Origin of the sequence: Streptomyces sp. NPDC088745 (genome assembly GCF_044751045.1) — a bacterium.
Taxonomy (GTDB): domain Bacteria; phylum Actinomycetota; class Actinomycetes; order Streptomycetales; family Streptomycetaceae; genus Streptomyces; species Streptomyces cremeus.
In genome coordinates, this window is record NZ_JBIVLB010000009.1 from 36,401 (window position 1) to 61,879 (window position 25,479).

Consider the following 25,479-nt stretch of genomic DNA (forward strand, 5'->3'; position numbering starts at 1 on the left):
GGCGACTTGTTGGAGACCTTGATGGAGCGTCCCGCCTGGGCCCCGCCCGGCATCGACCTCTCGATGCCGAGCGTGTCCCGCATCTACGACTTCTACCTGGGCGGTTCGCACAACTTCGAGGTCGACCGGGAGGCCGCCCGCCGCGCGATGGAGTTCCTGCCGGGGCTGCCCAAGGTCATGCAGGCCAACCGGGCGTTCATGCGCCGCGCCGTGCGCCACGCGCTCTCCGAGGGCGTCACCCAGTTCCTCGACATCGGCTCCGGCATCCCCACCTTCGGCAACGTCCACGAGGTCGCCCAGGGCGCCGACCCGAGCGCCCGCGTGGTGTACGTCGACCACGACCCGGTGGCCGTCGCGCACAGCCAGGCCGTGCTGGCGGGCAACGAGCTGGCCACCGTCGTCGCCGCCGACCTGCGCACCCCCAAGGACATCCTCACCGCCCCGGAGCTCACGGGCCTCCTCGACCTGGACAGACCGGTGGCGCTCCTGCTCGTCGCCGTCCTGCACTTCATCGAGGACGCCGACGACCCGCAGGCCGCCGTCGCCACGCTCCGCGACGCGCTGGCGCCCGGCAGCCTGCTGATCGTCACGCACGCCGCGTACGACGGCATCCCGACCGACCAGGAGACGGCCGGCGGCGCCGTCGACGTCTACCGGCAGATCAAGAACCCGCTGATCATGCGCACGCGCGACGAGGTCGCCCGCTTCTTCGACGGGTACGAGATGGTGGAACCCGGCCTGGTGAAGATGGCCGAGTGGCGCCCGGAGACCCCCGTGGCGCAGGAGGACCCGTACGCGTTCTCGGGTTTCGCAGGGGTGGGGCGCACGGCGTGAGCGCGCAGGCGCAGACCCCGGACGGCGGCCGCCCCCCGGCCCCGTCCGACCGTACCGATCCCTCGCCCGGCGAAGCCGACCCGTCCTCCGTGCTCGGCGCGGTCGGCGCGGTCGGCACGGACGACGACGCGCCCGGCAGCCCGGAGGACAGGCTGCGCCGGTTCGCGACCATCTGGAGCCGGGCCATCTTCCCGGCCACCGCCACCTCCCTGACCCGCCCCGAGTTCGAGCAGCTCCTCCTGCCGCTCGCCCGGCGGCTCGGCACCGCCCTGCACGGGCGGCCCTTCGACACCGCCCCCGCGCACGCGGTCGGGGAAGCGCTCGTCGCGGCGCACTGCACCGACCCCGACGCCCTCGTCCGCACCCTCGGCGTCATCGACTCCTACCTCGTCCTGTACTGCGCGGACACCTCCGCCGAGGGCACCACGCTGGTCGCCGAGGAGAACCGGGCCCGCTGCGCCCGGCTCCAGCACGGCATCGCCGCCGGGTTCGCCAAGGCCCTGCGCGAGCGCACCCTGCGCGAGCAGGAGGCCATCGCCCGGTCCGCGCTGAGCGCCCGCAGCGAGGCCCAACAGGCCCTGCACGCCACCGAGGAACGCTTCCGGGCGGTCTTCGAGGGCGCCGCCGTCGGCATCGGCATCGCCGCCCTGGACGGCACCATCCTGGAGGTCAACGAAACGCTGACCCGCATGTTCGGCGGCCTGGAGTCCCAGGTCAAGGGCCGCAAGGTCACCGACTGGGGGCACCCCGAGGACTCCGCCCAGGTCTGGCGGATGTACGAGGAACTGGTGCGCGGCGAACGCGACCACTACCGCAGCGAGAAGGCCTTCTACCGGGGCGACGGCACCGTCCTGTGGACCAACCTCACCGTCTCCCTGCTGCGCGACGCCGAGGGCCGCCCCCAGTACCAGCTCGCCCTGATGGAGGACACCACCGAGCGCCGGCTGCTCAACCTGCGGCTGCGCTATGAGGCCACCCACGACGCCCTCACCGGGCTGCCCAACCGCACCCTGTTCTTCGAACGCCTGGAGAAGGCGCTCGCCGCCGGCGAGAACGCCCGCTTCGGCCTGTGCTACCTGGACCTCGACGGCTTCAAGGCCGTCAACGACAGCCTCGGCCACTCCGCGGGCGACCGCCTGCTGGTGGAGGTCGCCGACCGCCTCCAGGCCTGCGCGACCGCGCCCGGCGAGATGGTCGCCCGGCTCGGCGGCGACGAGTTCGTGGCGCTCACCACCGGCGCCACCACCCGCCGCGACGTGGACGACCTGGCCGCCCGGATACTGTCCGCGCTGGCCACCCCGATCCACCTGGAGGGCCGCGAGATCACCGTGCGCGGCTCCATCGGCATCGTCGAGGGCCCGGCCGGCGAACGCGGACCGGCCGACGTGCTGCGCAGCGCCGACATCACCATGTACCGCGCCAAGTCGGCCGGCGGCAACCGCTTCGAGTTCGCCGACCGCGAGGCCGACGAGCGCGCCATCACCCGGCACGGTCTCACCAACGCGCTGCCCGCCGCCCTGGAACGCGGCGAGTTCTTCATCGAGTACCAGCCGCTCGTCCACCTCGGCGACGGCAGCGTGCACGGCGCGGAGGCCCTGGTCCGCTGGAGCCACCCGCAGCACGGCGTGCTGGGCCCCGACCGGTTCATCCCGCTCGCCGAACACACCGGCCTCATCGTGCCGTTGGGCCGCTGGGTGCTGGAGGAGTCCGTCGCCCAGGCCCGCGTCTGGCAGGAGCGGCACGCCGACGGCGGCCCGCTGCGCATCAACGTCAACCTCTCGCCCACCCAGCTCCACCACCCCGGCCTCGTCGCCGACACGGTGGAGGTCCTGGAGCGGGCCGGACTCTCGCCCGGCGCCCTGTGCCTGGAGGTCACCGAGTCCGCGCTGATAGGAGCCGACGAGGGCCTGCTCAAGCCGCTGCGCCAACTCGCCGACATGGGCGTCGACATCGCCCTGGACGACTTCGGCACGGGGTACTCCAACCTCGCCAACCTGCGCCGGCTGCCGGTGAGCGTCCTCAAGCTGGACCGCTCCTTCACCCAGAGCATGCAGCGCGCCCCCGCCGACCCCGTCGACCTGAAGATCGTCGAGGGCATCGTCTCGCTCGCGCACAGCCTGGAGCTGGCCGTCACCGTCGAAGGCGTCGAAACCGGCGCGCAGGCCGACCAGTTGCGGGAACTCGGCTGCGACACCGCGCAGGGCTGGTACTACGCCCGTCCGGGCGCCCCGGACCGCATCCACTCCCTGATGCTGACCGACGCGATCTGAGGGACACGGGGCGGCGCGGCCGGTGCGGCGGACCGGCCGCGCCTACGCGTGCGCCGCCAGCAGCACCCGCTGCAGCTCCCGTGCCGCCCGGGGAGGCGCCACGTCGCTGCGGTGCGCCAGCGCGATCGTGCGCCGCAGCCCCGGCCGGGCCAGCTCCGTGACCCGCAGGCCGGTGGCCGCCCGCTCCGCCACCATGCGCGGCACGACCGCCACCCCGAGGCCCGCCCGTACGAAGCCCAGCACCGCGTCCAGCTCACCGCCCTCGACGGTGAACGCCGGCTCGAAGCCCGCCGAACGACAGGCGGCGACGGTCAGTTCCCGCAGGTCGTAGCCGTGCCGGAACATCACCATCGGGGTGTCGCGGAGATCAGCGATGCGCACCGGGCGGCGCGGGGCGCGCTCCGCCGGGGAGGAGACCACCACCAGGTCCTCGTGGAGGAGTTCGACCGTGGTGAGGGCGGGTGAGGGGGTGGGCAGCGGCAGCACGACGAGGGCCAGGTCCAGCGCGCCGCGCGCCAGTTCGCGGACCAGGTCGTGCGAGCCGCCCTCCTCGACGAGGAGCTGGATGCCCGGGTGCGCGTCGTGGAAGGTGCGCAGCACGTCCGGCAGCAGGCCCGTGCACAGGCTCGGTGTCGCACCCAGCCGGACCCGGCCCCGGCGCAACCGGGCCAGCTCCTGCACCTCGCGGCGGGCGGTGTCCGTGTCGGCGAGGATGCGCCGGGCCAGCGGCAGGAGGGCCTCGCCCGCGTCGGTGAGGGCGATGTTGCCCCGGGCCCGGGTGAACAGGTCCGCGCCCAGCTCGCGCTCCAGGGAGCGGATCTGCTGGGACAGCGAGGGCTGCGCGACGTGCAGCTCCTCGGCGGCGCGGGTGAAGTGCCGGGACTCGGCGACGGCCACGAAATAGCGGAGCTGCTGGAACTGCATGATCCCAGTCTAGGTGCGCCGATAGGCTGAAGCTATGGACATGAGCCGGACCATGTCTTGGACCTCTGGGGTCCTTCGGCCCTAGCGTTTCGGACCATGGCTCCGGCAACGCGGCGGGACACCCCGCCCACCCGAAAACCGCCCGTGCGGCACGCCTCAGGACTCCGCGGCTTCTGGGGCTCCACCGTCGGCAAGAAGACCGTCATGGCCGTCAGCGGACTGATCATGCTCGGCTACCTCGTGGCCCACATGATCGGCAACCTGAAGATCTTCTTCGGGACCGACGAGTTCAACGGGTACGCGCACTGGCTGCGCACCATGGGCGACCCGGTGCTGCACTACGAGTGGGCGCTGTGGCTCGTGCGGGTGCTGCTGCTCGCCGCCGTCATCGGCCACGGCGCGGCCGCGTACCAGCTCAGCCGGCGCGACCTCGGGGCCAGGCCGCAGAAGTACGTCCACCGGCGCCGACGCGCCAGCTACGCGACGCGCACCATGCGCTGGGGCGGCGTCATCCTCGCCCTGTTCATCGTCTGGCACCTCCTCGACCTGACCACGCTCACCGTCAACGGGAACGCGCAGCACGGAAAGCCGTACGAGAACGTCGTCGCGACCTTCTCCACCTGGTACGGCAACGCGATCTACGTCGTCGCCATGCTCGCCGTCGGCCTGCACGTCCGGCACGGCTTCTGGAGCGCCGCCCAGACCCTCGGCGTCGGCAGCGCGACCCGCGAGCGCGTGCTCAGGACGCTGGCCGACCTCCTCGCCCTGGTACTGACCGTGGGCTTCCTCTCCGTGCCGGTCGCGGTCATGACCGGATTGGTGGGCTGACACATGACCACGTCGTACGCCGACTACACGACGGGCGATCCGATCGCCGACACCAAGGCCCCCGCCGGGCCCGTCGCCGAGCGCTGGGACACCCGCCGCTTCCAGGCGAAGCTGGTCAACCCGGCCAACCGGCGCAAGCACACCGTCATCGTCGTCGGGACCGGCCTCGCGGGCGGCTCGGCGGGCGCGACGCTCGCCGAACAGGGTTACCACGTCGTCCAGTTCTGCTTCCAGGACTCCCCGCGCCGCGCCCACTCCATCGCCGCCCAGGGCGGCATCAACGCGGCGAAGAACTACCGCAACGACGGCGACTCCGTCCACCGCCTCTTCTACGACACGGTCAAGGGCGGCGACTTCCGGGCGCGCGAGTCGAACGTGCACCGGCTGGCACAGATCTCGGTGGAGATCATCGACCAGTGCGTGGCGCAGGGCGTGCCCTTCGCCCGCGAGTACGGCGGCCTGCTCGACACCCGTTCCTTCGGCGGCGTCCAGGTCTCCCGGACCTTCTACGCACGCGGCCAGACCGGTCAGCAGCTCCTCCTCGGCGCCTACCAGGCGCTGTCGCGGCAGATCGCCGCCGGGAACGTCGAGCTGCACCCGCGCACCGAGATGCTGGACCTGATCGTGGTGGACGGCAAGGCGCGCGGCATCGTGGCGCGCGACCTGGTCACCGGGGAGATCTCCAGCCACTTCGCGGACGCCGTCGTCCTCGCGTCGGGCGGCTACGGCAACGTCTTCTACCTGTCGACGAACGCCATGAACTCCAACGCCACCGCGATCTGGCGGGCCCACCGGCGCGGGGCCTACTTCGCCAACCCCTGCTTCACCCAGATCCACCCCACCTGCATCCCGCGCACCGGCGACCACCAGTCCAAGCTGACGCTGATGAGCGAGTCGCTGCGCAACGACGGCCGCATCTGGGTGCCGAAGGCCAAGGGCGACACCCGCCCCGCCCGCGAGATCCCCGAGGAGGAGCGCGACTACTACCTGGAGCGGATCTACCCCTCCTTCGGCAACCTCGTCCCCCGCGACATCGCGTCCCGCGCCGCGAAGAACGTCTGCGACGAGGGCAGGGGGGTGGGCCCCGGCGGGCAGGGCGTCTACCTCGACTTCGCGGACGCCGTCGCCCGGATGGGCCGCAAGGCCGTCGAGGACAAGTACGGCAACCTCTTCGACATGTACGCGCGGATCACCGCCGAGGACCCGTACGAGACCCCGATGCGGATCTACCCCGCCGTGCACTACACGATGGGCGGCCTGTGGGTCGACTACGACCTCCAGACCACCGTCCCCGGCCTCTTCGCCATCGGCGAGGCCAACTTCTCCGACCACGGCGCCAACCGCCTCGGCGCGTCCGCGCTGATGCAGGGCCTGGCCGACGGGTACTTCGTCCTCCCGGCCACCATCAACGACTACCTCGCCCGGCACGCCGCACCGGACCCGGTCGACGCCACGCATCCGGCCGCCGCGGAGGCCGTGCGCGAGACCGAGGAGCGCATCGCGCGGCTCCTGGCCGTCGACGGCGACCGCACACCCGACTCCTTCCACCGCGAACTGGGCGAGCTGATGTGGGAGTTCTGCGGCATGGCCCGCACCGAGGAAGGGCTGCGCAAGGCCCTCGGCCGCATCCCGCAGATCCGCGCGGAGTTCTGGCGGCGGATCAAGGTCCCGGGCACGGGCGAGGAGTTCAACCAGTCCCTGGAGAAGGCGAACCGGATCGTCGACTACCTGGAGCTGGCCGAGCTGATGTGCCTCGACGCCCTGCACCGCGAGGAGTCCTGCGGCGGCCACTTCCGCGAGGAGTCCCAGACCCCGGACGGCGAGGCCGCCCGCGACGACGGACGCTTCGCGTACGCCGCCGCCTGGGAGCACACCGGCGACGCCCCCGTCCTGCACAAGGAAGACCTCGTCTTCGAGTACGTCCACCCCACCCAGCGGAGCTACGCATGAGGCTCACCCTGCGCGTCTGGCGCCAGAAGAACCCCGACACCCCCGGGGAGATGGCGCGCTACGACGTCGACGGCATCTCCGCCGACATGTCCTTCCTGGAGATGCTCGACACCCTCAACGAAGAGCTCATCCTGCGCGGCGAGGACCCCGTCGCCTTCGACCACGACTGCCGCGAGGGCATCTGCGGGGCCTGCTCGCTCGTCATCAACGGCGACGCCCACGGCCCCGAGCGCACCACCGCCTGCCAGCTCCACATGCGGTCCTTCTCCGACGGCGACACCATCGACGTCGAACCGTGGCGGGCCGCCGCCTTCCCGGTCGTCAAGGACCTCGTCGTGGACCGGTCGGCGTTCGACCGGATCATCCAGGCCGGCGGTTACGTCAGCGTGCCGACCGGCGCCGCCCCCGAGGCGCACGCCACCCCGGTGCCCAGGGCCGACGCCGACTTCGCCTTCGAACACGCCGAGTGCATCGGCTGCGGGGCCTGCGTCGCCGCCTGCCCCAACGGCTCGGCGATGCTCTTCACCTCGGCGAAGGTCAACCACCTGAACGTCCTGCCGCAGGGCGCCCCCGAGCGCGAGACCCGCGTGCTCGACATGGTCGCGCAGATGGACGCCGAGGGCTTCGGCGGCTGCACCCTCGCCGGGGAGTGCGCCACCGCCTGCCCGAAGGGGATTCCGCTGCCGTCGATCGCGGCCATGAACAAGGAATGGCTGCGGGCCAACCGGAAGGCGAAGCGGTGAGCCCGCGCCGGCCCGCGGACGGGCACACCGCCGGCTACGCCCCGCCCGCGAACTCCCTGGCCAGGTAGGGGGCGGTCCGGCTGTCCGGCGCCTGGGCCACCTCGCGCGGCGGGCCGGCCGCCACGACACGGCCGCCCGCGTCGCCGCCGCCGGGCCCCAGGTCGATCACCCAGTCGGCGCCTGCGACCACGGACATGTCGTGCTCGACGACGACCACCGTGTGGCCCGCGTCGGCCAGCCCGTGCAACTGGCGCATCAGGACCTCGACGTCCGCCGGGTGCAGACCCGTCGTCGGCTCGTCCAGAACGTACACGGTGTGACCTCGCCGGGTGGTGGCGCGCTGCAGCTCACTGGCCAGCTTGATGCGTTGCGCCTCGCCGCCGGACAGCTCGGTCGCCGGCCGGCCCAGCGTCAGGTACCCGAGGCCGACCTCCAGCAGGGCGCGCAGGCTGCGGGCGGCGGCGGGGGCGCCGGCGAAGAACTCCGCCGCCCGCTCCACGGTGAGGTCGAGCACCTCGGCGATGTTCAGGCCCCGGTGGGTGACCTGGAGGGTTTCCGGGTTGTAGCGCGCGCCGTGGCAGTCCGGGCAGGGCGAGTACGTACTGGGCAGGAAGAGCAGCTCCACCGAGACGAAGCCCTCGCCCTGGCAGGTCTCGCAGCGCCCGCCTGCCACGTTGAAGGAGAACCGGCCCGCCCGGTAACCGCGCGCCCTGGCCTCCTCCGTCTCCGTGAACAGCTTGCGCACCACGTCGAAGAGACCGGTGTACGTCGCCAGGTTGGAGCGCGGTGTCCGGCCGATCGGCTTCTGATCCACCGTCACCAGCCGCTGCACGCCGGGCAGTTCCTCGGTGATCGCGGCGGCGAGGGTGGACTTGCCGGACCCCGAGACGCCGGTGACGGCGGTGAGGACGCCCAGCGGGAGTTCGGCCTCCAGGGCGTGCAGGTTGTGCCGGGTGACCGGACCCAGCCCGAGCAGGCCGGACGGCGTGCGGACCTCCCGTACCGGCAGGGGCTCGTGGGCGAACAGATGGGGGCGGGTCGCGGACTCCGGCACGTCGGCGAGACCGGCGGGCGGGCCGCTGTACAGGACGCGGCCGCCGTGCACGCCCGCCGCCGGACCCACGTCCACCAGCCAGTCCGCGCGCCGCACGACGTCGAGGTGGTGCTCGACGACGAAGACGGAGTTGCCCGCGGCCTTCAGCCGGTCGAGCACGACGAGGAGCGCCTCCGCGTCGGCGGGGTGCAGACCGGCGGACGGCTCGTCCAGGACGTACACGACGCCGAACAGGCCGGACCGCAACTGCGTCGCCAGCCGCAGCCGTTGCAGCTCGCCGCCGGAGAGGGTGGGGGTGGTGCGGTCCAGGCCGAGGTAGCCGAGGCCCAGCTCCGTGACGACGGCGATGCGGGCGCGCAGGTCCTCGGTGAGGACCCGGGCGGTCTCGCCGGTGACCCCCGCTCGCAGGACGCGGTCCAGCTCGGACAGGGGGAGTGCGGCCAGCTCGGCGATCGTACGGCTCGCGAAGGTGACGGCCAGGGACTCCGGGCGCAGCCGGCGGCCGGCGCAGGCCGGGCACGGGTCGCTGGTGAGGAAGCGTTCGGCCTTCGCGCGCAGCGACGAGCTCTTGGTGTCGGCGAACGTGTGCAGCACGTAGCGCCGGGCGCTCATGTACGTGCCCTGGTAAGGGCGTTGGATGCGGCCCGCGTCGCGGACCGGGTGCACGGTGACGACGGGCTGCTCGTCGGTGAAGAGGATCCAGTCGCGGTCCTGCTGGGGGAGGTCGCGCCACGGCTTGTCGACGTCGTACCCGAGGGTGTCCAGGACGTCGCGGAGGTTCTTGCCCTGCCAGGCGCCGGGCCAGGCGGCGATCGCGCCCTCGCGGACGGAGAGGGAGGGGTCGGGCACCAGGAGGGCCTCGGTGGTGCGGTGGACCAGGCCCAGGCCGTGGCACTCGGGGCAGGCGCCGGCGGCGGTGTTCGGCGAGAACGCGTCGGAGTCGAGGCGCTCGGCGCCCTCGGGGTAGTCGCCCGCGCGGGAGAAGAGCATGCGCAGCGAGTTCGAGAGGGTGGTGACGGTGCCGACCGAGGAGCGGGAGGAGGGGGCGGAGCGGCGCTGCTCCAGGGAGACGGCCGGGGGCAGCCCGGTGATCTCGTCGACCCGGGGCGCGCCGACCTGGTGGATGAGGCGGCGGGCGTAGGGGGCCACGGACTCGAAGTAGCGGCGCTGGGACTCGGCGTACAGGGTGCCGAAGGCGAGGGAGGACTTGCCGGAGCCGGAGACGCCGGTGAAGACGACGAGGGAGTCGCGGGGGAGGTCGACGTCGACGTCGCGGAGGTTGTGCTCGCGGGCGCCGCGCACGTGGATGAGGGGGTCGTGCATGGGGGCTCCGGGGGGCGGGGGGGGGAACTGGGGCAAACGCCCCCATCCTAGACCTCCCTTCCCCCCTGCACCCCCGGCGCTCCCTCCCTCCCCACCCCACCCTCTTGACCGCCGCGGCCTCCCGCCGCCTCCGCCTCCTTGGGCTCCGCAGCCTGCCTTCGCCCCCGCTCCCTTGGGCTTCGCAGCCCCTCCTTCCGCCCCGCTCCCTTGGGCGACGGGGCCGCCCCAAGGGGGCGGGACGGGCGGGCAAGGGGGCGGCCCCTCCCGCTCCCGGCCCATCCGGGTGCCGCCCCCTGCGCAAGCGCCTGCACCGGACGCGCGACCCCGCCAAGGCCGTGAGCTCAGCCCCGGTACCGGACGCTCAGCCCCGCCCGGCTCGGGCAGGAGAGGCCCCGGACCCTTCCCCAAGCTCTCAACTCCGTTCGAGCAGGGGAGACCCCATCCTTTCCCTAAAGCGCTCGCCGCGCGGCTGCCTCCGGTTCACTGCGGGTGCGTCGTGGCTGGTCGCGCAGTTCCCCGCGCCCCTGGAGGGGCGTCACTCCGGGTGGAGCCGTGCGGGAGGGGAGGGGGCTTCAGGGGGCGGTGAAGAGGCGGGAGAGGTGGTGGTAGGAGGCGAGGAGCGCTGCCCGGTCGTGCGTGCTCGTGGTGACCAGGACCTCGTCCGCGCCGGTCGACGCGATGACCTCCTCCAGCGCCGCCGCGACCTGGGAAGGCGTACCGTGCACATGGCCGCGCAGGCCGTCCTCGTAGAAGCCGCGTTCCTTCGGCCCCAGGCCCCCCGCCCGCACCAGCGCCTCCACGCGTTCGGCCGGCGGCAGCGGCGGGAACGTCCCGTGCGTACGGGAGTGCGCCATCGACCACGCCTCCGGCACCAGCAGACGGCGGGCCTCCTCCTCGGTGTCCGCCACCGCGACCGTCCCCGCGATCGTCACGTAGGGGCGGTCGGACCACACCGACGGGCGGAACTCCGCGCGGTAGCGGTCCACCGCCGCCCGGAGTTCGTCCCGGCCCCGCAGGTCGCCGACCACCACCGGCAGTCCCGCCGCCGCCGCGATCGACGCCCCCTCGCCGAGGGCCAGCACGAAGGGCGGCACCCGCAGCCCCTCCGCCGGATAGGCGTGCACCGGCCCCGACCCGGTGAACCAGCCCAGCAGCGCGTCGAGTTGGCCCGCGAAACCCTCCGCGTCGCCCTTGTCCCGGCCAAGTGCCCTGCGTACGCCGTCCGTGAAGCCCACCGACCGGCCCAGACCCATGTCGATCCGCCCCGGGAACAGCGACTCCAGGACGCCGAACTGCTCTGCCACGACCAGGGGTTGGTGGTTGGGAAGCATGACGCCGCCCGTGCCCACCCGGATCGTGGACGTGGCCGCCGCGACCGCCGCCGCCAGCACGGTCGGCGCCGAACCGGCCACCCCCGGCACGCTGTGGTGCTCGGAGACCCAGAAGCGGTGGTAGCCGAGGGGTTCGAGCTGCTGCGCGAGCCGTACCGTGTCACGCAGCGCCCCGGGGCCGTCGTGGCCCTCGCGCACGCGGGAACGGTCGAGTACGGAGAAGCGGGTCCGGGAGATCACTGTGCTCACACCAGGGACAACACACGGACGCCGGGAAGATTCCCGAACGGACGCGCGAGCCGCTGCCCAGGGTGGAGCGATGAACGACCACCGCCTCCCCCTCGCCGTCTTCGACCTCGACGGCACCCTCGCCGACGGCTCCCACCGGCAGCGCTTCCTGGAGCGCCGACCCCGCGACTGGGACGCCTTCTTCGCCGCCGCCCCCGCCGACCCGCCGTTCGCCGAAGGCGTCGCCCTCGCGCTGCGCCACGCGCGGGAAAGCGAGGTCGGCTGCCTCACCGGCCGCCCCGAGAGGTGCCGCGCCGACACCGTCGCCTGGCTCGCCGCCCACGGGCTGCCCGAGGGACGGCTCCGGACGCGAGCCGACCGCGACCGCCGCCCCGCGCGGCTGACCGAGCTGGAACTGCTCAAGAAGCCGGCCCGGACGCGCGGGGTGAGGGCCCTCGTCGACGACGACCTGCTGGTGTGCGAGGCGGCCGAGCGGGCGGGTTTCACCGTCGTACGCGCCCAGTGGGCGGCGTCCTCGCCCGCCATGAAGGACGCCCAGGAGCGTCGGGGACGTACCTGAGGTGAACGGACGGCGGCCGGGACCCGGGCGGCCGAAGTACAAGATGTGATCGGCAACCCCTTGACCCGGCGATTGGTCCATGCCAATTTCTTGAATCGTGAACCTTGTGCCACAGCGCGTCACCTCCGCCTGTCTCGCCACCGCCCTGTCCGCCGCCCTGCTCACCGGCTGCGGCGTCCTCGGCAGCTCCTCGTCCGCCGACGGCGGGACCCGCACCGTCACGGTCTGGCTGATGGAGAACAGCGCGTCCCCGGACTTCCTCGAACGGTTCACGGCGGGCTTCGAGAAGGACAACCCCGGCATCGAGCTGGACATCCGGATCCAGGCCTGGGCCGGCATCGGCCCCAGGATCACCAAGGCGTTGCGGGGCACCGACCCGCCGGACGTCATCGAGGTCGGCAACACCCAGGTGGCCCAGTACGCCGTCGGCGGCGGCCTGGAGAACCTGACCCTGGAGGCGGTGCGCGACCTCGGCTCCGAGGACTGGCTCCCGGGACTCGCCGAGCCGGGCAGCGTCGGCGAGGCCCAGTACGGCATCCCCTGGTACGCGGCCAACCGCGTGGTCGTCTACCACAAGGACCTCTTCGCGGCAGCGGGCATCACGAAGCCGCCCGCCGACCGCGAGGAGTGGATACGCGACACCCGCACGCTCAACACCGGCCCGAACCAGGGCATCTACCTGGCGGGCCAGGACTGGTACACGCTCTCCGGGTTCGTCTGGGACGAGGGCGGCGAACTCGCCGTCGAGACCGGCGGGCAGTGGAGCGGAGCCCTCGACAGCAGGGCCGCGCTCGCCGGCATGGCCTTCTACAAGAAGCTCCAGGCCCTGGGACGGGGTCCCGAGGACGCCGACGAGGAGCACCCGCCGCAGCGCGACCTGTTCGCCCGGGGGAACATCGCGCAGATCGTCGCCACCCCCGGCACCGCCAAGCTCATCGAGGCCAAGAACCCCGCACTGCGCGGAAAGATCGGCTTCTTCCCCGTACCCGGCAAGACCTCGAAGCGGCCGGGCACGGTGTTCACCGGCGGCTCGGACCTGGTGGTCCCCCGCGCCACCGACCAGCGGAGGTCCGCCATCAAGGTGGTGTCGGCGCTGGCCGGCGACAAGTGGCAGGTGGAGCTCGCGCGCGCCATGAACTACGTGCCCAACAAGTCCAGGCTGGCGTCCGCGGTCGGCACGGAGGAGGGCGTGCGGACCATGGCCGAGGGCGCCAAGTACGGCCGCGCCACCCCCTCGTCGCCCAAGTGGGGCGAGGTCGAGGCGGAGAACCCGATCAAGCCGTACATGACGAAGGTGCTGCGCGGCGCCGACCCGAAGACCGCCGCGCGGCAGGCCTCGCAGAGCATCACGAGGACACTGCAGAAGTACAGCGAGTAGGGCACGAGTGCGCTGCGCGGCGCGGCGGCCGGGGAAGGGGAGCCGCACACCCCTCCCCGGCCGCCGCAGCCGAGTCGCAAGGTCCTACTCCGGTGCGGCCAGCGACAGCGCGAAGCGGCCCTCGCGGTCCGTCCACCAGTGCCGCAGTGCCAGACCGGCCGCCGCCAGCTCCTCCCGTACGCCCTCCTCGCGGAACTTCGCGGAGACCTCCGTCCGCAGTTCCTCACCCTTGTCGAAGGCGACCACCGTCCCCAGCTCGCGGATCTTGACCGTCAGCGCGGACCTGGCCCGCAGCCGCATCTCGATCCACTCGTGCTCGGTGTTCCAGCGCGCCACGTGGGCGAAGTCGTCCGGGTCGAAGTCGGCGTCCAGCTCCCGGTTGAGGACGGACAGGACGTTCTTGTTGAACGCGGCGGTCACGCCCGCCGCGTCGTCGTACGCGGCCACGAGGGTCTGCTCGTCCTTGACCAGGTCCGTGCCGAGCAGCAGCGCGTCCCCCGGTCGCAGCAGCGCCCGCAGCGACTTCAGGAACACCGCCCGCTCGTCGGGGAGCAGATTGCCGAGCGTGCCGCCCAGGAACGCCACCAGCCGGGGCCCGGGCGTCCCCGGCAGGGTCAGCCCGCGCGTGAAGTCGGCGATCAGCGCGTGCACGGACAGCCCGGGGCGCTCGGTGAGCAGCGCTTCGGCGGCGGCGGTCAGCGCGCTCTCGCTCACGTCGACCGGCAGGTAGGTGTGCAACCCGGGCAGGGCGTCGAGGAGGACACGGGTCTTCTCCGAGGACCCCGAGCCCAGCTCGACGAGCGTCCGGGCCCCGGTGACGGACGCGATCTCCCGGGCGCGCTCGCGCAGGATCTCCCGCTCGGCGCGGGTGGGGTAGTACTCGGGCAGCGCGGTGATCTGCTCGAAGAGCTCGCTGCCGCGGGCGTCGTAGAACCATTTCGGCGGCAGCGACTTGGGGGAGCGGCCCAGCCCCTGGAGGACGTCGGTGCGCAGGTCGGCCGCGGTGGCGTGCACGGGCAGGGTACGGGTGACGGAGTACGGGCTCACGCGGTGGGCTCCTTGAGCGGGGTCAGCAGGACGTCCGTGCGGGTGGCGGCGAGCAGCGTGCGGTCGGGGACCTCGGTCCAGTGCGGGTCGTCGTCGTACGGCTCGGAGGCGACGACGGTGTACCGGCCGGGCTCGGCCAGGTACCAGAGGGTGTCGCCCCAGGCGGTCGCGGTGACGGTCGTGCCGTCGGTGAGCAGGAGGTTCAGCCGGGATCCGGGGGCCGCGGCCGCCACCTCCAGGACCGTTTCGGCGAGCGCCCGCCCCGGCTCGGCGCCCGCGCGCAGGCGGTGCAGGGCGAGCGCCCACACCAGGGCCGAGTCGCTGCGGGCCGCCAGGGTGAGCAGCGCCTCGGGAGGCAGCCCGGCGGCCGGTCCGCTCAGCGAGGCGGGCCAGCCGCGCACCGCCCCGTTGTGGCTGAACAGCCACGGCCCGGCCGCGAAGGGCGCCGCGGCCGCCTCCCCGTCGGCACCCGCCTCGGTGGCGTCCCGCACGGCGGCCAGCACTGCCCCGGAGCGGATGACGCGGGCGAGGTCGGGGAAGTTGGCGTCGGCCCACAGGGGGCCCGTACGCCGGTAACGGGCCGGGGCGGGGTCGTCCCCGGCGTACCAGCCGACGCCGAAGCCGTCCGCGTTGACCGTGCCGTGCTTCTGGTGCAGCGGCGCCCACGCCTGCCGGTACAGCCCCAGTTTCGGGCTCGTGATCAGTTCGGCCAGGGGCACGTCCGGCCCCAGGTAAGCGAGGTGACGGCACATCAGAGCTGGCCCTCCCCGGCGTCGCGCGCCGTGCGGAACCCGGCGAAGATCTGCCGCCGCACCGGCAGGTCCCAGTTGCGGAACGTCCCCCGGCAGGCCACCGGGTCCACCGCGAAGGAACCCCCGCGCAGCACCTTGTGCCCGGGTCCGAAGAAGACCTCCGAGTACTCGCGGTACGGGAAGGCCGCGAACCCCGGATAGGGCAGGAAGTCGCTCGCCGTCCACTCCCACACGTCGCCGATCAACTGCCGTACCCCGAGTGGCGACGCACCGGCCGGATAGCCGCCCACCGGTGCCGGTCGCAGATGGCGCTGCCCCAGGTTGGCGCGCTCGGGGGTCGGGTCGGCGTCGCCCCACGGATAGCGCAGGGAGCGGCCCGTCGCCGGGTCGTGCCGGGCGGCCTTCTCCCACTCCGCCTCCGTCGGCAGCCGCCGCCCCGCCCAGCGCGCGTACGCGTCGGCCTCGTACCAGCTCACGTGCAGGACCGGCTCGTCCAGCGGCACGGGTTCCACCACCCCGAAGTGCCGGCGCAGCCACTGGCCGCCTTCCCGCCGCCAGAACAGCGGTGCCCGCAGGCCGTGTTCGCGGACCGCGGCCCAGCCCTCGGGCCGCCACCAGCGGGCGTCGGCGTATCCGCCGTCCGTCATGAACTCCAGGTACGCCCCGCACGACACCGGGGTCGTGTCAAGGAAGAAGGACGGGACGAACGTGGCGTGGGCGGGGCGCTCGTTGTCCAGCGCCCACGGCTCGACGGACGTTCCCATGGTGAACGGACCGCCGGGGACCAGTACTTCGCTCCTGATCCGCTCGGCCGTGTCCGGTGCGGGCGGCGGGGGAGCGGTCAGGGCGGCCGGCCCCCGGCGCAGTTGATGGGTGATCAGCATGGTTTCGTCGTGCTGCTGTTCGTGCTGGGCGACCATCCCGAACGCGAACCCCGCGTCCTCCAGGGGCGCACCCCGCAGCGGGCTGCGTTCCAGTACGTCCAGGGCCCGGCCGCGCACCTCGGCCGCGTAGGCGCGGGCCTCGGCGGGCGGGAGCAGCGGCAGGGCGGGCCGGGCCGACCGCGGGTGCTCGAAGGCGTCGTACACCGAGTCGATCTCCGGGCGCAGCGCCTCGCGGCCGCCGACGGTGCGCAGCAGCCACTGTTCCTCCTGGTTGCCGATGTGCGCCAGGTCCCACACCAGCGGCGACATCAACGGCGAGTGCTGGGCGGTCAGTTCGCCGTCGTCGACGCAGGAGGTGAGCAGTTCGGTGCGGCGGCGCGCGTCGGCGAGCGCCTGAAGGGCGCGGCTGCGAAGCCCCTCGGAGTCGGCCTCCAGGGGCTGGGCTGTGTCGGTCATCGCGGGGAATCCTCACCGGAGTCGGGGCAGGAAGGAGTGTCCGGGCCGCCGGCCGTGCTGTCGGACGCACCGTCGGCCGGGCACAGCCCGGCGTCCAGCAGGTCGTCGGCGGGACAGCGGCCCCGGGCCACGTAGCGCCCGGTGTACGCGTCCACCGCGTCCAGCACGGCCGCCGACGCGCCCAGCCGGGGCAGGGCGTCCCGGGCCGCGGCGAAGCAGGTGACGGCGGCGGCGCGCAGCTCGGGGTCGGCCAGCCCGTCGCGGGCGGCCGCCTCCCAGAGCGGATTGCGCGGCGCGGGACCGGGACCGGCGCGCTTCGCCAGCGGACGGACGGCCTGCCAGGCGTGCTCCGCGGCCCGCGGGTCGTCGAAGAGCGCGGCCGTCACCGCCAGCGGCACCACCCAGCCGTCCTCGCCGGGCTGCGCGTCGATCATCCGCAGCTCCAGGTGCCCCTGCGGACGCACCGGCGGGAACAGCGTCGTCAGGTGGTACTCCAGGTCGGCCCGGTCGGGTGCGCGCGGGGCCCGGCTGCGGGTCCACTCGCGGAACGTCAGCCCCTCCGGAACGTCCCAGGGCTCGCCCTCCTCGGCGCGTACGCACAACACCGGCGCGTCCAGGGCGCGTTGGGCCCAGGCCGCGCGGGGCTCGGACCCGGCGGGCGGGGCCAGTGAGCGGCCCGCCTCGATGTCGCCCCACAGGGCCTGCCGGTGCGACCGCCAGCCCGTACGGCTCCCCTGCGCGTAGGGCGAGTTGGCGAAGGAGGCGGCCAGGACCGCCCCCAGCAGGTGAGCCAGCTCCCACCGCCGGGCCAGGCCCCGAGGGCCGGGGCCCTCGTGCCCGGCGTCCACGCACACCTGGATCGACGCCGAGGAGCACATCATCGTGCGGCCCGCCGGCCCCGCACGGTCCAGGGCGGTCTCCATCGCGTCGTACCGGGGTTCCCGCAGGAAGCGGCGCGGCGGCTGCCACGGGTCCTGGCCGAACCCGGCCAGCGCCAGCCCCAGCTCCCCCAGCGCGGCGCGCACGGCGGTCAGATCGGCGGACACGGAGTCCAGCAATTCGGTGAGGGAGACGGCGGGCAGCGAGCTGAGCTCGAGCTGGCCGCCGGGTTCGACGGTGAGTCCCGACCGCAACGGCAGTCTGCGGGCCGCTTCGTGGGCGGCGGCGAGACGCTCGCCCGTGACGGGCCGCTGCGGTGCGCCGGCGTCGTGGACGAGCCATTCGAGTTCCGCGCCGAGCATCCGGGGCGGCCCCGTCTTGAAGCAGATGCAGCGCAGCAGGTCGGCCGCCTCCGTCTCCGTGATGGGCGGCCCCTCGCCGGTCAACTGGGCTGTCAGCATGGACAGTTCCTCCTTCGTGGCACCCGTGTTCTCCTCCGGTTCGCTCAACGGCCCCGCCCGCCACGGTTCCCCGGGCCGGGACGCAGCAGTCCACCCAACCCACTGTCCGGGCCCCGCACAAGAGGCACCTTTTGGCCGCGCGCACCACCGCGTGGCACCCCTCCGACCCCCCTCCGCCTCGTCCCAACCCGGCAAATCCCGTTGCGCCGCCGGCCCGCCGTCCCGCACGATCACCGGCGTGAGTGCACGCCTGCGCCAAGTCGCGCGAGAAACCGAGGACATCGTCGCCGCCGGTCGGTACACCTGCCCCCGGGGCCGCGAGGTATCCATCGCCGCCGACGTGGCCGAGGCCGTCGCCGGCACCCGTGTGCACGGACCCGGACCGGTGCCCGCCGAGCCCGCCGCCGACCGCGCCACCGCCTTCGAGGTCACCGCCGAGAGCAGCACCGAGGCGGCCCGCCGCCTGACCGGCGAGGCCGCCGACCCGGTCGCCGTGCTCTGCTTCGCCTCCGCCCGCAACCCCGGCGGCGGCTACCTCAACGGGGCGCAGGCCCAGGAAGAGGCGCTCTGCCGGTCCTCCGCCCTCTACACCTGCCTGCTGCGCGCCCCGGAGTTCTACGCCCACCACCGCGCCGAACGCGACGTGTTCTACACCGACCGCGTGATCTACGCCCCGGGCGTCCCCGTCTTCCGCGACGACCGCGGCACGCTGCTGTCCGACCCGTACCGCGTCGGCTTCCTCACCTCGCCCGCCCCCAACGCCGGGGTGATCCGGCGCACCGACCCCGCCCGCGAGCACCGCGTCCCATGGGCGCTCGCCCGGCGGGCCGAACGCGTCCTGGAGGTCGCCGTCGCGCACGGCTACCGGCGGATCGTGCTCGGCGCCTGGGGCTGCGGCGTCTTCCAGAACGACCCCGCCGCCGTCGCCGGAGTCTTCCGCAAACTCCTCACGGGGGAGGGCCGGTTCGCCGCCCACTTCGAGCGGGTGACCCTCGCCGTGCTCGACCGCACCGGCAGGGGCCCCGCACTCACCGCGTTCCGTGCCGCCTTCGCGGCCTGAGACGCGGCGGCCTCAGCCGCTCCAGCCGTAGCGCTCGCCCAGCCGCCCCGCCACCCGGTCGAAGGACGCGCGGTCCAGGGCGCACGCCTCGCGCCGCATGCCCTCCTCGTGCACCCGCAGCACCCGGTCCAGGTCCACCCACGACGCGCGCCCCGCGCTGTCCCACGGCCCCGAACCGATGGGCAGCCACTCCCGGTCGTGGTCGTGCCGCTTGCTGGAGAGCCGCACCGCCAGCAGGGTGCCCGCGTCCTCCCGGGCCACCACCAGCACCGGCCGGTCCTTGCCCCGCCCGTCGTTCTCCTCGTACGGCACGAACGTCCAGACGATTTCGCCGGGATCGGGGTCCCCGTCGGGCTCGGGCGCGTACTCCATGCGCACCGGCCCGATGTCGTACGGCTCGACCTCCACCGTCGCGGTCGGCCCGCGACTGCCGGGAAGGTCGGTGCGCCGCTCCGGGTCGCCGTGCGCGGTCTCGTCGTCCAGTGAAGTCGTCACGCGTGCAGCGTAGGGGGTGAGCGGGCCCGGACGGCGGATGCGGCCGACCGGCCCAGCACACGGCGCGTGCCGGGCGCGGCGCCCCCAGGCTCCTCCCATGAACACCACCCTGCCCGCCCTGCTCCTCGCCCTCGGGGCGGTCGCGGCCGTGCCGCCCGCGCCCGGCGCGGTGCCCGCCGCGCCCGAAGCGGCGCCGACCGCGCGCACCTCCTCCGCCTGGCTGCCGTACTGGGACCAGGAGACGGGCTACCGGGACGCCCTCGCGCACGCGGACCAACTGCACACCGTCAGCCCGTTCTGGTACCGGGTCAGGGCCGCCGACCGCGTCGACCCGCACGACGGCGCCGAGGACCCCCGCATCGTCGACGGACTCCACAAGGCGGGGATCAAGGTCGTGCCGACGGTGATGGAGACCCTCCCGGCCGGCGTCCTCGCCGCGATCCTCACCGACCCGAAGCGCCGCGCCACCCACCTGCGCACCCTCCTCGCCGTCGCGGAACGCGGTGACTACGACGGGCTCGAACTCGACTACGAGACCATCGCGCCGACCCCCGACCCCGCCTACCGGGAAGTCCGCGCCGGCTACGCGGCCCTGGTCACCGACCTGTGTGCGGCGCTGCACACGAAGCGGAAGACGTGCGCCGTCGCGGTCACCCCGCAGACCGGGGGCAGCGGCCGCATCTGGGACTACCCCGCACTCGGCAGGGCCGCCGACCGGGTGCGCATCATGGCGTACAACCTGCACTGGGAGGGCGGGAAGCCGGGCCCGCTGTCGACCCCGCGGTGGTACGACCGCATCCTCGCCCACGCCACCGCCGTGATCCCCCGCGCCAAGATCGAGACGGCGCTGCCCGCCTACGGCTGGGACTGGACCCCCGGCGGCCCCACCCGGCACGTGACCTGGAAGGAGGCCGAGGCGCTGCGCGAACGGACCGGCGCGCCGTACCGCCTCGACCCGGACGCGGGGTCGCCCCACTTCAGCTACGAGGAACAGGGCCGCAGGCGCACCGTCTGGTACCAGGACGCGCGCGGGGTCGCCGCCCACCTGCCGGTGCTGCGCAAGCACGGGATCACCCGGACGGGGCTGTGGGCGCTGGGGTTCGAGGACCCCGGGGTGTGGAAGGTGCTGGCGGGCGGGCGGCCGTGAGCGCGGTGCGCACGGCGAAGGCCCGCACGGCGCGGCGGCCGGTCCCCGTCGCGGGGAACCGGCCGCCGCGAGCGGACCGGAGCGCGGTCCGGTTCACCGGTGCGACGACGGACTAGATCCAGCCATCCAGCGAGGCCATGAAGCCGTCGAAGTCGTCGCGCTGAATGGTGTGACCCGCGCCCGGCACGACGCGCACCTCGAAGCCGCGCTCGCGCAGCAGCGCGGCCCGCGCCGCGTCGATGATCATGCTCGGGTCGGCGAGCTGCACCAGCGACGGCACGACCGGCTTCACGGGCAGCAGGTCGCGGCCCCCGAGGCCGGCCAGGCCGTGCGCGCTGGCCTCGTCCCAGAGCGCGAGGGTCGCCACCTCCACGTCCACGTCCTCGTCGGCCCAGCGCGGGTTCAGCTCCGCGACGACCTCCCGGGGCGTCGTCTTGAACTGGGCGAAGACCTCCGGGCCCAGGCCCCCGGGAAGCTCCAGGTGCCACGCCGGGTCGGAGTACACCGCGCGCCGCGGCCGCAGCCGGTCCACGGCGAGGGAAAGCGTCAGGCCGCCCAGCGAGTGGCCGATGGCCAGCTCCGCGCCCGCGGGGAGCGTCTCGACCAGGTCGTCGGCGAAGTCCTCGGGGGCGTAGGAGTCCGCGCGCCCGCTCAGGCCGTGACCGCGCAGGTCCACCGCTATGACGCGGTAACCCCGGTCGGCGAGCGCGGGGCCCACGGTGCGCCAGGCGCGGTGGTCGGCCATGATGCCGTGGACCAGGAGGGCGACGCGGTCGCCCTCGCCCCAGGTGTGGGTGTTCAGCTGCACGTGCGTGCCTTTCGGGGGTGCGGGGCCCGGTGGGGCCTTCGTACGTCCGGGGGGCGGGCCGGTGCGGACCCGGCCCGCCCCCGGGGGTTCAGCGGACGCCGCGGATCGGGTGGACCGCGAGCGCTCCGAGCAGGGAGAGTACGGCGGCGACCAGGAAGAGCGCCGTGTACCCCCCGGAGAGCTGGACCACCAGGCCGGCGACGAACGGCGCGGCGATCTGCGGGCCGGCGTTGGCGACGTTGAGGATGCCCATGTCACGGGCGGCGTCCTCGGACCTCGGCAGCACCATCGTCACCAGGGCGGTGTCCACGGCCATGTAGCAGCCGAAGCCCAGGCCGTTGATCACGCCGAAGACCAGCATCGCGGTCCAACTGGCGGACAGCGCCGGGAAGACCATGGCGACGGCGGCCAGCAGCGCGGAGACGGCGACGAAGAGCTTGCGGCGGTCGTACTTGTCGGACAGCCAGCCGCCCAGGACGGTGGAGACCACGGAGGCGGCCGAGTTGACCATCGTGAGGATCGCGGCGGCGGCCGGGGCGGTCATGCCCGCCGGCAGCTTCGTGTGGTCCTGGAGGATGTACATCTGGAAGCCGAGGACGCCGAAGTAGCCCAGGATCAGCAGCGCCCGGCCGATGAAGGCCCAGCGGAAGTCGTGGTGGGCGAGCGCGCCGGCGAAGGTCTTCACCTGCTCCTTGAACGGCGCCGCGGGCTTGCCCGGACGGCGCTCCTCCTTGGCGCAGCTCGTGAAGACCACGGCGGACACGGCGACCAGGGCGCCGAAGACCAGGTAACCGGTGCGGTAGCTGTCCGAGAAGGCCGCGCCGAGCAGCGCGCCGACGGTGGAGCCGATCGGGATGCCGAGGCCGACGGCCGCCGACGCCCGGCCGCGCGAGGCCACCGGGACGCGGTCGGGGACCACCGAAGTGAGCGCGGCCTGGTAGAAGTTCATCGCCGCCTGACCCAGACACCAGACGATCGTCACCAGCAGCACGGTGTTGACGCTGCCGAGCAGCGCCATCACCGCGAGGGCCCCGACGCCGCCGCCCAGGATCCACGGGTTGCGGCGTCCGGAGCGGTCGGACAGCGCGCCCGCCACCGGGTTGAAGACCGTCGCGAAGACGGCCGAGACACCGGACACGACGGTCATGTTGCCGACCTTGTTCGCCGGGTCGATGCCGGCCACCTGGAGGGCCAGCACGAAGCCCGGAACACCGATGTAGAGGGCGTACATGGCCGTGTTGCCGAGGAGCAGCAGCGGCAGCAGCCCACGAGTGGGACGGGGCGCCTGAACGGAGTCGGAAGCGGCTGCAACGCCGGAGCCGGGGGAGGAAAGGGCCACGCTGCCCTCCAGTGTCGAGAGAACGGTGAATGGGACGGGAGGCGGGCTCCGGGGACGACGGACACGTCCGCCGGGAGGGGAACCCGTGCGGGGTGCCGGACAGGGAGCTCGGAACACTGTGATGACACGTGTCAGTGACGCGTGTAAACGCTTTGTAGCACCGAAATCCGGCCAACCGCCAGACCCTGTGCCGCACCAGTCTGGAAAGATGCCGAACGCGATGAGCCAGACACCGAAGAAGTCAGCCGAACAACCCGTCCCCACCAGCACCGACGTCGCACGCCTGGCGGGCGTTTCGCGCGCCACCGTCTCCTACGTGCTGAACAACACCTCGGCCGTGCGGATCAGCGAGCCGACCCGCCGCCGGGTCCGCGAGGCCGCCGAGGAACTCGGCTACGTCCCGCACGCCGCCGCCCGCAGCCTGCGCGCCGGCCACACCCGCATCGTCCTGCTGCCGACCGCGCACATCCCCGTCGGCCCGCTGTACGGACAGTTCTTCAACGAGCTGCACTGGGCGCTGCGCAACCTCGACTACACCGTCGTGCAGTACGGCAGCCTCGGTCTCAGCGGCGACGAGGCCGCCCGCGCCTGGGCGGAACTGCGCCCGGTCGCGGTGGTCTCGCTCGGGGAGATCACCCTGACCGCGCGCGGCGTCTCCCTCCTCAAGAGGTCGGGCGCCAAGGCCGTCATCACCATGGGACCGCAGCGCGTCGAGGGCGCGCACTCCCTGGTGATGGACCAGCGCGAGGTCGGCATCGCCGCCGCCCGGCACCTGATGGAGCGCGGCCGCCGCCGGATCGGCGCGGTCCTCCCGGAGGAGCCGGGCCTGGAGCTCTTCTCCAAACCCCGCCTGGCGGGACTGCGCAAGGCCGTCAGCGGCACCGGCGCCCGCGTGGAGCCGCTCGGCATGCGGTACGACGAGGAGTCCGCGGCGGCGCTCGCGGCCCGCTGGCGCGACCTTGACCTGGACGCGGTGTTCGCCTACAACGACGAGTACGCGCAGCTCCTGATGCGCGCGCTCCAGGACGCGGGCGTCGACGTGCCCGGCGAGACCGCCGTGATGGGCGCCGACGACCTCCTGATGGGCAAGCTGCTGCGGCCCAGCCTCAGCACCGTGCACATGGAGCTGCCGCCGGGCCGGTTCCTCGCCGACCTGGTCGACCGGCTGGTGGCCCACCCCGCGGACCGGGCCGAGAACCACGACCTGATGGGCGCGCACGCGGTCCCCCGGGAGTCGAGCTGACCCCCGTCGGTGGCGCGTCCCGTCGTTGACAGCCGACGGGACGCGCCACAGACTCGGGCACGGGTGATCAAGGACGATCACAGGCGGTCGCGCACCGGTGCCGTTCTCCGGTCCGAACGCCCTCGACCCGGAGGAGAGTTCCGATGCCCACGAGCATCCGCGACGTGTATGTCGTCGACGCCGTCCGCACACCGATCGGCAAGTTCGGGGGCGCGCTCTCGGGCGTACGCCCCGACGACCTCGCGGCCCATGTCGTACGCGCCCTGGTCGCCCGCACCCCCGATCTCGACCCGGCCCGCGTCGACGACGTGTACTTCGGCGACGCCAACGGCGCGGGCGAGGACAACCGCGACGTGGCCCGCATGGCGGTGCTGCTCGCCGGACTGCCGGTCACCGTCCCCGGCGTCACCGTCAACCGGCTCTGCGGCTCCGGCCTGGAGGCCGTGATCCAGGCGGCCCGCGCCATCGCCGTCGGCGACGCGGACGTGGCCATCGCGGGCGGCGTCGAGTCCATGTCCCGCGCCCCCTGGGTCCTGCAGAAACCCGAACGGGCCTTCCCGGCCGCCCACCAGCAACTGCACTCCACCACGCTGGGCTGGCGGATGACCAACCCGCAGATGCCCGCCGAGTGGACCGTCCCGCTGGGCGAGGGCGCCGAACTCGTCGCCGACAAGCACCGGATCGGCCGCGAGGAGCAGGACGCCTTCGCGCTCGCCAGCCACCGCAAGGCGGCCGCCGCGTGGGCCCGGGGGCACTACGACGGCGAGGTCGTCCCGTACGAGGGCGTGGACCTGGTCCGCGACGAGTGCGTGCGCGAGTCCTCCACCCCGGAGGCCCTGGCGAAGCTGAAGCCCGTGTTCCGCCCCGGCGGCACCGTCACCGCGGGGAACTCCTCGCCCCTCAACGACGGCGCGGCCGCCCTGCTCCTGGTCGGCGAGGAGGGTCTGCGCGCCACCGGCCGCGAGCCGCTGGCCCGCATCCGGGCCTCCGCCGTCACCGGCATCGAGCCGCACCTCTTCGGGCTCGGCCCGGTCGAGGCGGTCGGCAGGGCGCTGGCCAAGGCGGACCGCACCTTCGACGACCTCACCGTCTTCGAGCTCAACGAGGCCTTCGCCGCCCAGGCGCTGGGCTGCCTCGCCGAGTGGCCGGGCCTGGACCCGGCCGTCGTCAACCCGCGCGGCGGCGCGCTCGCCGTCGGGCATCCGCTGGGGGCCTCCGGGGCGCGGCTCGCGGGTGCGGTGGCCCACCAGCTCGCGGCGGCCGGATCGGGCACGGGCCTGGCCGCGCTGTGCATCGGGGTCGGGCAGGGGCTGGCGCTGGTGCTGGAGCGCTGAGGGGCCCGTACGCGGCAGTGGGGGGGCCCCCCGGCGGGGGGGGCCCCCCCGGGCCCCGCCGGGGGGGGCCCCGCCGGGGGGACCCGCCCCGCACCCCCCCGCCAGGGGGGAAACCGGGGCGGCCGGCGCCC

At 73.8% G+C, this 25,479-nt stretch carries 21 protein-coding genes; 11 read left to right on the plus strand and 10 right to left on the minus strand.

What is annotated here, in order from left to right:
- Positions 1-21 precede the first annotated feature (21 nt).
- A complete protein-coding gene (locus ACIP93_RS23500; RefSeq protein ID WP_345225847.1) occupies positions 22-834 on the plus strand; it encodes an SAM-dependent methyltransferase in 813 nt (270 codons plus the stop codon).
- Between the two features lie 89 nt (positions 835-923).
- Positions 924-3,104: a putative bifunctional diguanylate cyclase/phosphodiesterase gene (locus ACIP93_RS23505; RefSeq protein ID WP_401761733.1), complete on the plus strand. Its 2,181-nt coding sequence runs from the start codon at positions 924-926 to the stop codon at positions 3,102-3,104.
- A gap of 42 nt (positions 3,105-3,146) precedes the next feature.
- Here ACIP93_RS23505 and ACIP93_RS23510 read toward each other — a convergent pair whose 3' ends face one another.
- Positions 3,147-4,028, minus strand: a complete 882-nt coding sequence (locus ACIP93_RS23510) for a LysR substrate-binding domain-containing protein (protein ID WP_345225849.1) — start codon at positions 4,026-4,028, stop codon at positions 3,147-3,149.
- Between the two features lie 96 nt (positions 4,029-4,124).
- On the opposite strand from ACIP93_RS23510, the gene ACIP93_RS23515 reads away from it, so the two are divergent.
- From ACIP93_RS23515 to ACIP93_RS23525, 3 genes are read left to right on the plus strand one after another with little or no spacing between them, the layout of a single operon-like run.
- Entirely contained in the window at positions 4,125-4,856 is a 732-nt protein-coding gene (locus ACIP93_RS23515; RefSeq protein ID WP_401761448.1) for a succinate dehydrogenase cytochrome b subunit, read from the plus strand.
- A 3-nt stretch (positions 4,857-4,859) separates the two neighbouring features.
- Positions 4,860-6,806, plus strand: a complete 1,947-nt coding sequence (locus ACIP93_RS23520) for a fumarate reductase/succinate dehydrogenase flavoprotein subunit (RefSeq protein ID WP_401761450.1) — start codon at positions 4,860-4,862, stop codon at positions 6,804-6,806.
- A complete protein-coding gene (locus tag ACIP93_RS23525; RefSeq protein WP_401761452.1) occupies positions 6,803-7,549 on the plus strand; it encodes a succinate dehydrogenase/fumarate reductase iron-sulfur subunit in 747 nt (248 codons plus the stop codon). Before ACIP93_RS23520 ends, ACIP93_RS23525 begins: the two co-directional genes overlap by 4 nt.
- 34 nt (positions 7,550-7,583) lie before the next feature.
- Here ACIP93_RS23525 and ACIP93_RS23530 read toward each other — a convergent pair whose 3' ends face one another.
- Together ACIP93_RS23530 and ACIP93_RS23535 are read right to left on the minus strand one after the other, a co-directional pair.
- A complete protein-coding gene (locus tag ACIP93_RS23530; RefSeq protein WP_401761454.1) occupies positions 7,584-9,926 on the minus strand; it encodes an ATP-binding cassette domain-containing protein in 2,343 nt (780 codons plus the stop codon).
- 572 nt (positions 9,927-10,498) lie between these two features.
- The gene (locus ACIP93_RS23535) at positions 10,499-11,506 is read right to left on the minus strand and encodes an LLM class flavin-dependent oxidoreductase (protein WP_401761456.1); all 1,008 of its coding nucleotides are present in this window, start codon (positions 11,504-11,506) and stop codon (positions 10,499-10,501) included.
- Between the two features lie 70 nt (positions 11,507-11,576).
- Here ACIP93_RS23535 and ACIP93_RS23540 point away from each other — a divergent pair, with 70 nt between their 5' ends.
- Both ACIP93_RS23540 and ACIP93_RS23545 read left to right on the plus strand, forming a co-directional pair.
- Complete coding sequence (locus tag ACIP93_RS23540; protein ID WP_401761458.1) at positions 11,577-12,065, plus strand: hypothetical protein; 489 nt, start codon at positions 11,577-11,579, stop codon at positions 12,063-12,065.
- A gap of 106 nt (positions 12,066-12,171) precedes the next feature.
- Positions 12,172-13,443, plus strand: a complete 1,272-nt coding sequence (locus ACIP93_RS23545; protein WP_401761734.1) for an extracellular solute-binding protein — start codon at positions 12,172-12,174, stop codon at positions 13,441-13,443.
- A gap of 84 nt (positions 13,444-13,527) precedes the next feature.
- Here ACIP93_RS23545 and egtD read toward each other — a convergent pair whose 3' ends face one another.
- The 4 genes from egtD to egtA are packed head-to-tail and all read right to left on the minus strand — an operon-like array spanning position 13,528 to position 17,922.
- On the minus strand, positions 13,528-14,490 hold the full coding sequence (gene egtD, locus ACIP93_RS23550; RefSeq protein WP_401761459.1) for an L-histidine N(alpha)-methyltransferase: 963 nt from the start codon (positions 14,488-14,490) through the stop codon (positions 13,528-13,530).
- A complete protein-coding gene (egtC, locus tag ACIP93_RS23555; RefSeq protein WP_345225868.1) occupies positions 14,487-15,242 on the minus strand; it encodes an ergothioneine biosynthesis protein EgtC in 756 nt (251 codons plus the stop codon). The genes egtD and egtC overlap by 4 nt, the downstream gene beginning before the upstream one ends.
- Positions 15,242-16,582 carry an ergothioneine biosynthesis protein EgtB gene (gene egtB, locus ACIP93_RS23560; RefSeq protein ID WP_401761461.1) on the minus strand — a complete coding sequence of 447 codons (1,341 nt, stop codon included), beginning with the start codon at positions 16,580-16,582 and terminating at the stop codon, positions 15,242-15,244. The genes egtC and egtB overlap by 1 nt, the downstream gene beginning before the upstream one ends.
- Positions 16,579-17,922: an ergothioneine biosynthesis glutamate--cysteine ligase EgtA gene (gene egtA, locus ACIP93_RS23565; RefSeq protein WP_401761463.1), complete on the minus strand. Its 1,344-nt coding sequence runs from the start codon at positions 17,920-17,922 to the stop codon at positions 16,579-16,581. Before egtA ends, egtB begins: the two co-directional genes overlap by 4 nt.
- Before the next feature lie 238 nt (positions 17,923-18,160).
- Between egtA and ACIP93_RS23570 the strand changes: the two genes are divergently transcribed.
- The gene (locus tag ACIP93_RS23570) at positions 18,161-18,982 is read left to right on the plus strand and encodes a TIGR02452 family protein (protein WP_401761465.1); all 822 of its coding nucleotides are present in this window, start codon (positions 18,161-18,163) and stop codon (positions 18,980-18,982) included.
- A 12-nt stretch (positions 18,983-18,994) separates the two neighbouring features.
- On the opposite strand, the gene ACIP93_RS23575 is transcribed toward ACIP93_RS23570, so the two are convergent.
- The gene (locus ACIP93_RS23575) at positions 18,995-19,477 is read right to left on the minus strand and encodes a type II toxin-antitoxin system PemK/MazF family toxin (protein ID WP_345225872.1); all 483 of its coding nucleotides are present in this window, start codon (positions 19,475-19,477) and stop codon (positions 18,995-18,997) included.
- Between the two features lie 97 nt (positions 19,478-19,574).
- Between ACIP93_RS23575 and ACIP93_RS23580 the strand changes: the two genes are divergently transcribed.
- A complete protein-coding gene (locus ACIP93_RS23580; RefSeq protein ID WP_401761467.1) occupies positions 19,575-20,624 on the plus strand; it encodes a glycosyl hydrolase family 18 protein in 1,050 nt (349 codons plus the stop codon).
- A gap of 112 nt (positions 20,625-20,736) precedes the next feature.
- On the opposite strand, the gene ACIP93_RS23585 is transcribed toward ACIP93_RS23580, so the two are convergent.
- Both ACIP93_RS23585 and ACIP93_RS23590 read right to left on the minus strand, forming a co-directional pair.
- A complete protein-coding gene (locus ACIP93_RS23585) occupies positions 20,737-21,432 on the minus strand; it encodes an alpha/beta fold hydrolase (protein ID WP_401761469.1) in 696 nt (231 codons plus the stop codon).
- 88 nt (positions 21,433-21,520) lie between these two features.
- The gene (locus ACIP93_RS23590) at positions 21,521-22,771 is read right to left on the minus strand and encodes an MFS transporter (protein WP_401761471.1); all 1,251 of its coding nucleotides are present in this window, start codon (positions 22,769-22,771) and stop codon (positions 21,521-21,523) included.
- A 220-nt stretch (positions 22,772-22,991) separates the two neighbouring features.
- Here ACIP93_RS23590 and ACIP93_RS23595 point away from each other — a divergent pair, with 220 nt between their 5' ends.
- Entirely contained in the window at positions 22,992-24,014 is a 1,023-nt protein-coding gene (locus ACIP93_RS23595) for a LacI family DNA-binding transcriptional regulator (RefSeq protein ID WP_345225882.1), read from the plus strand.
- Between the two features lie 143 nt (positions 24,015-24,157).
- Positions 24,158-25,348, plus strand: a complete 1,191-nt coding sequence (locus tag ACIP93_RS23600) for a thiolase family protein (protein ID WP_401761473.1) — start codon at positions 24,158-24,160, stop codon at positions 25,346-25,348.
- The last annotated feature ends 131 nt before the right edge of the window (positions 25,349-25,479 follow it).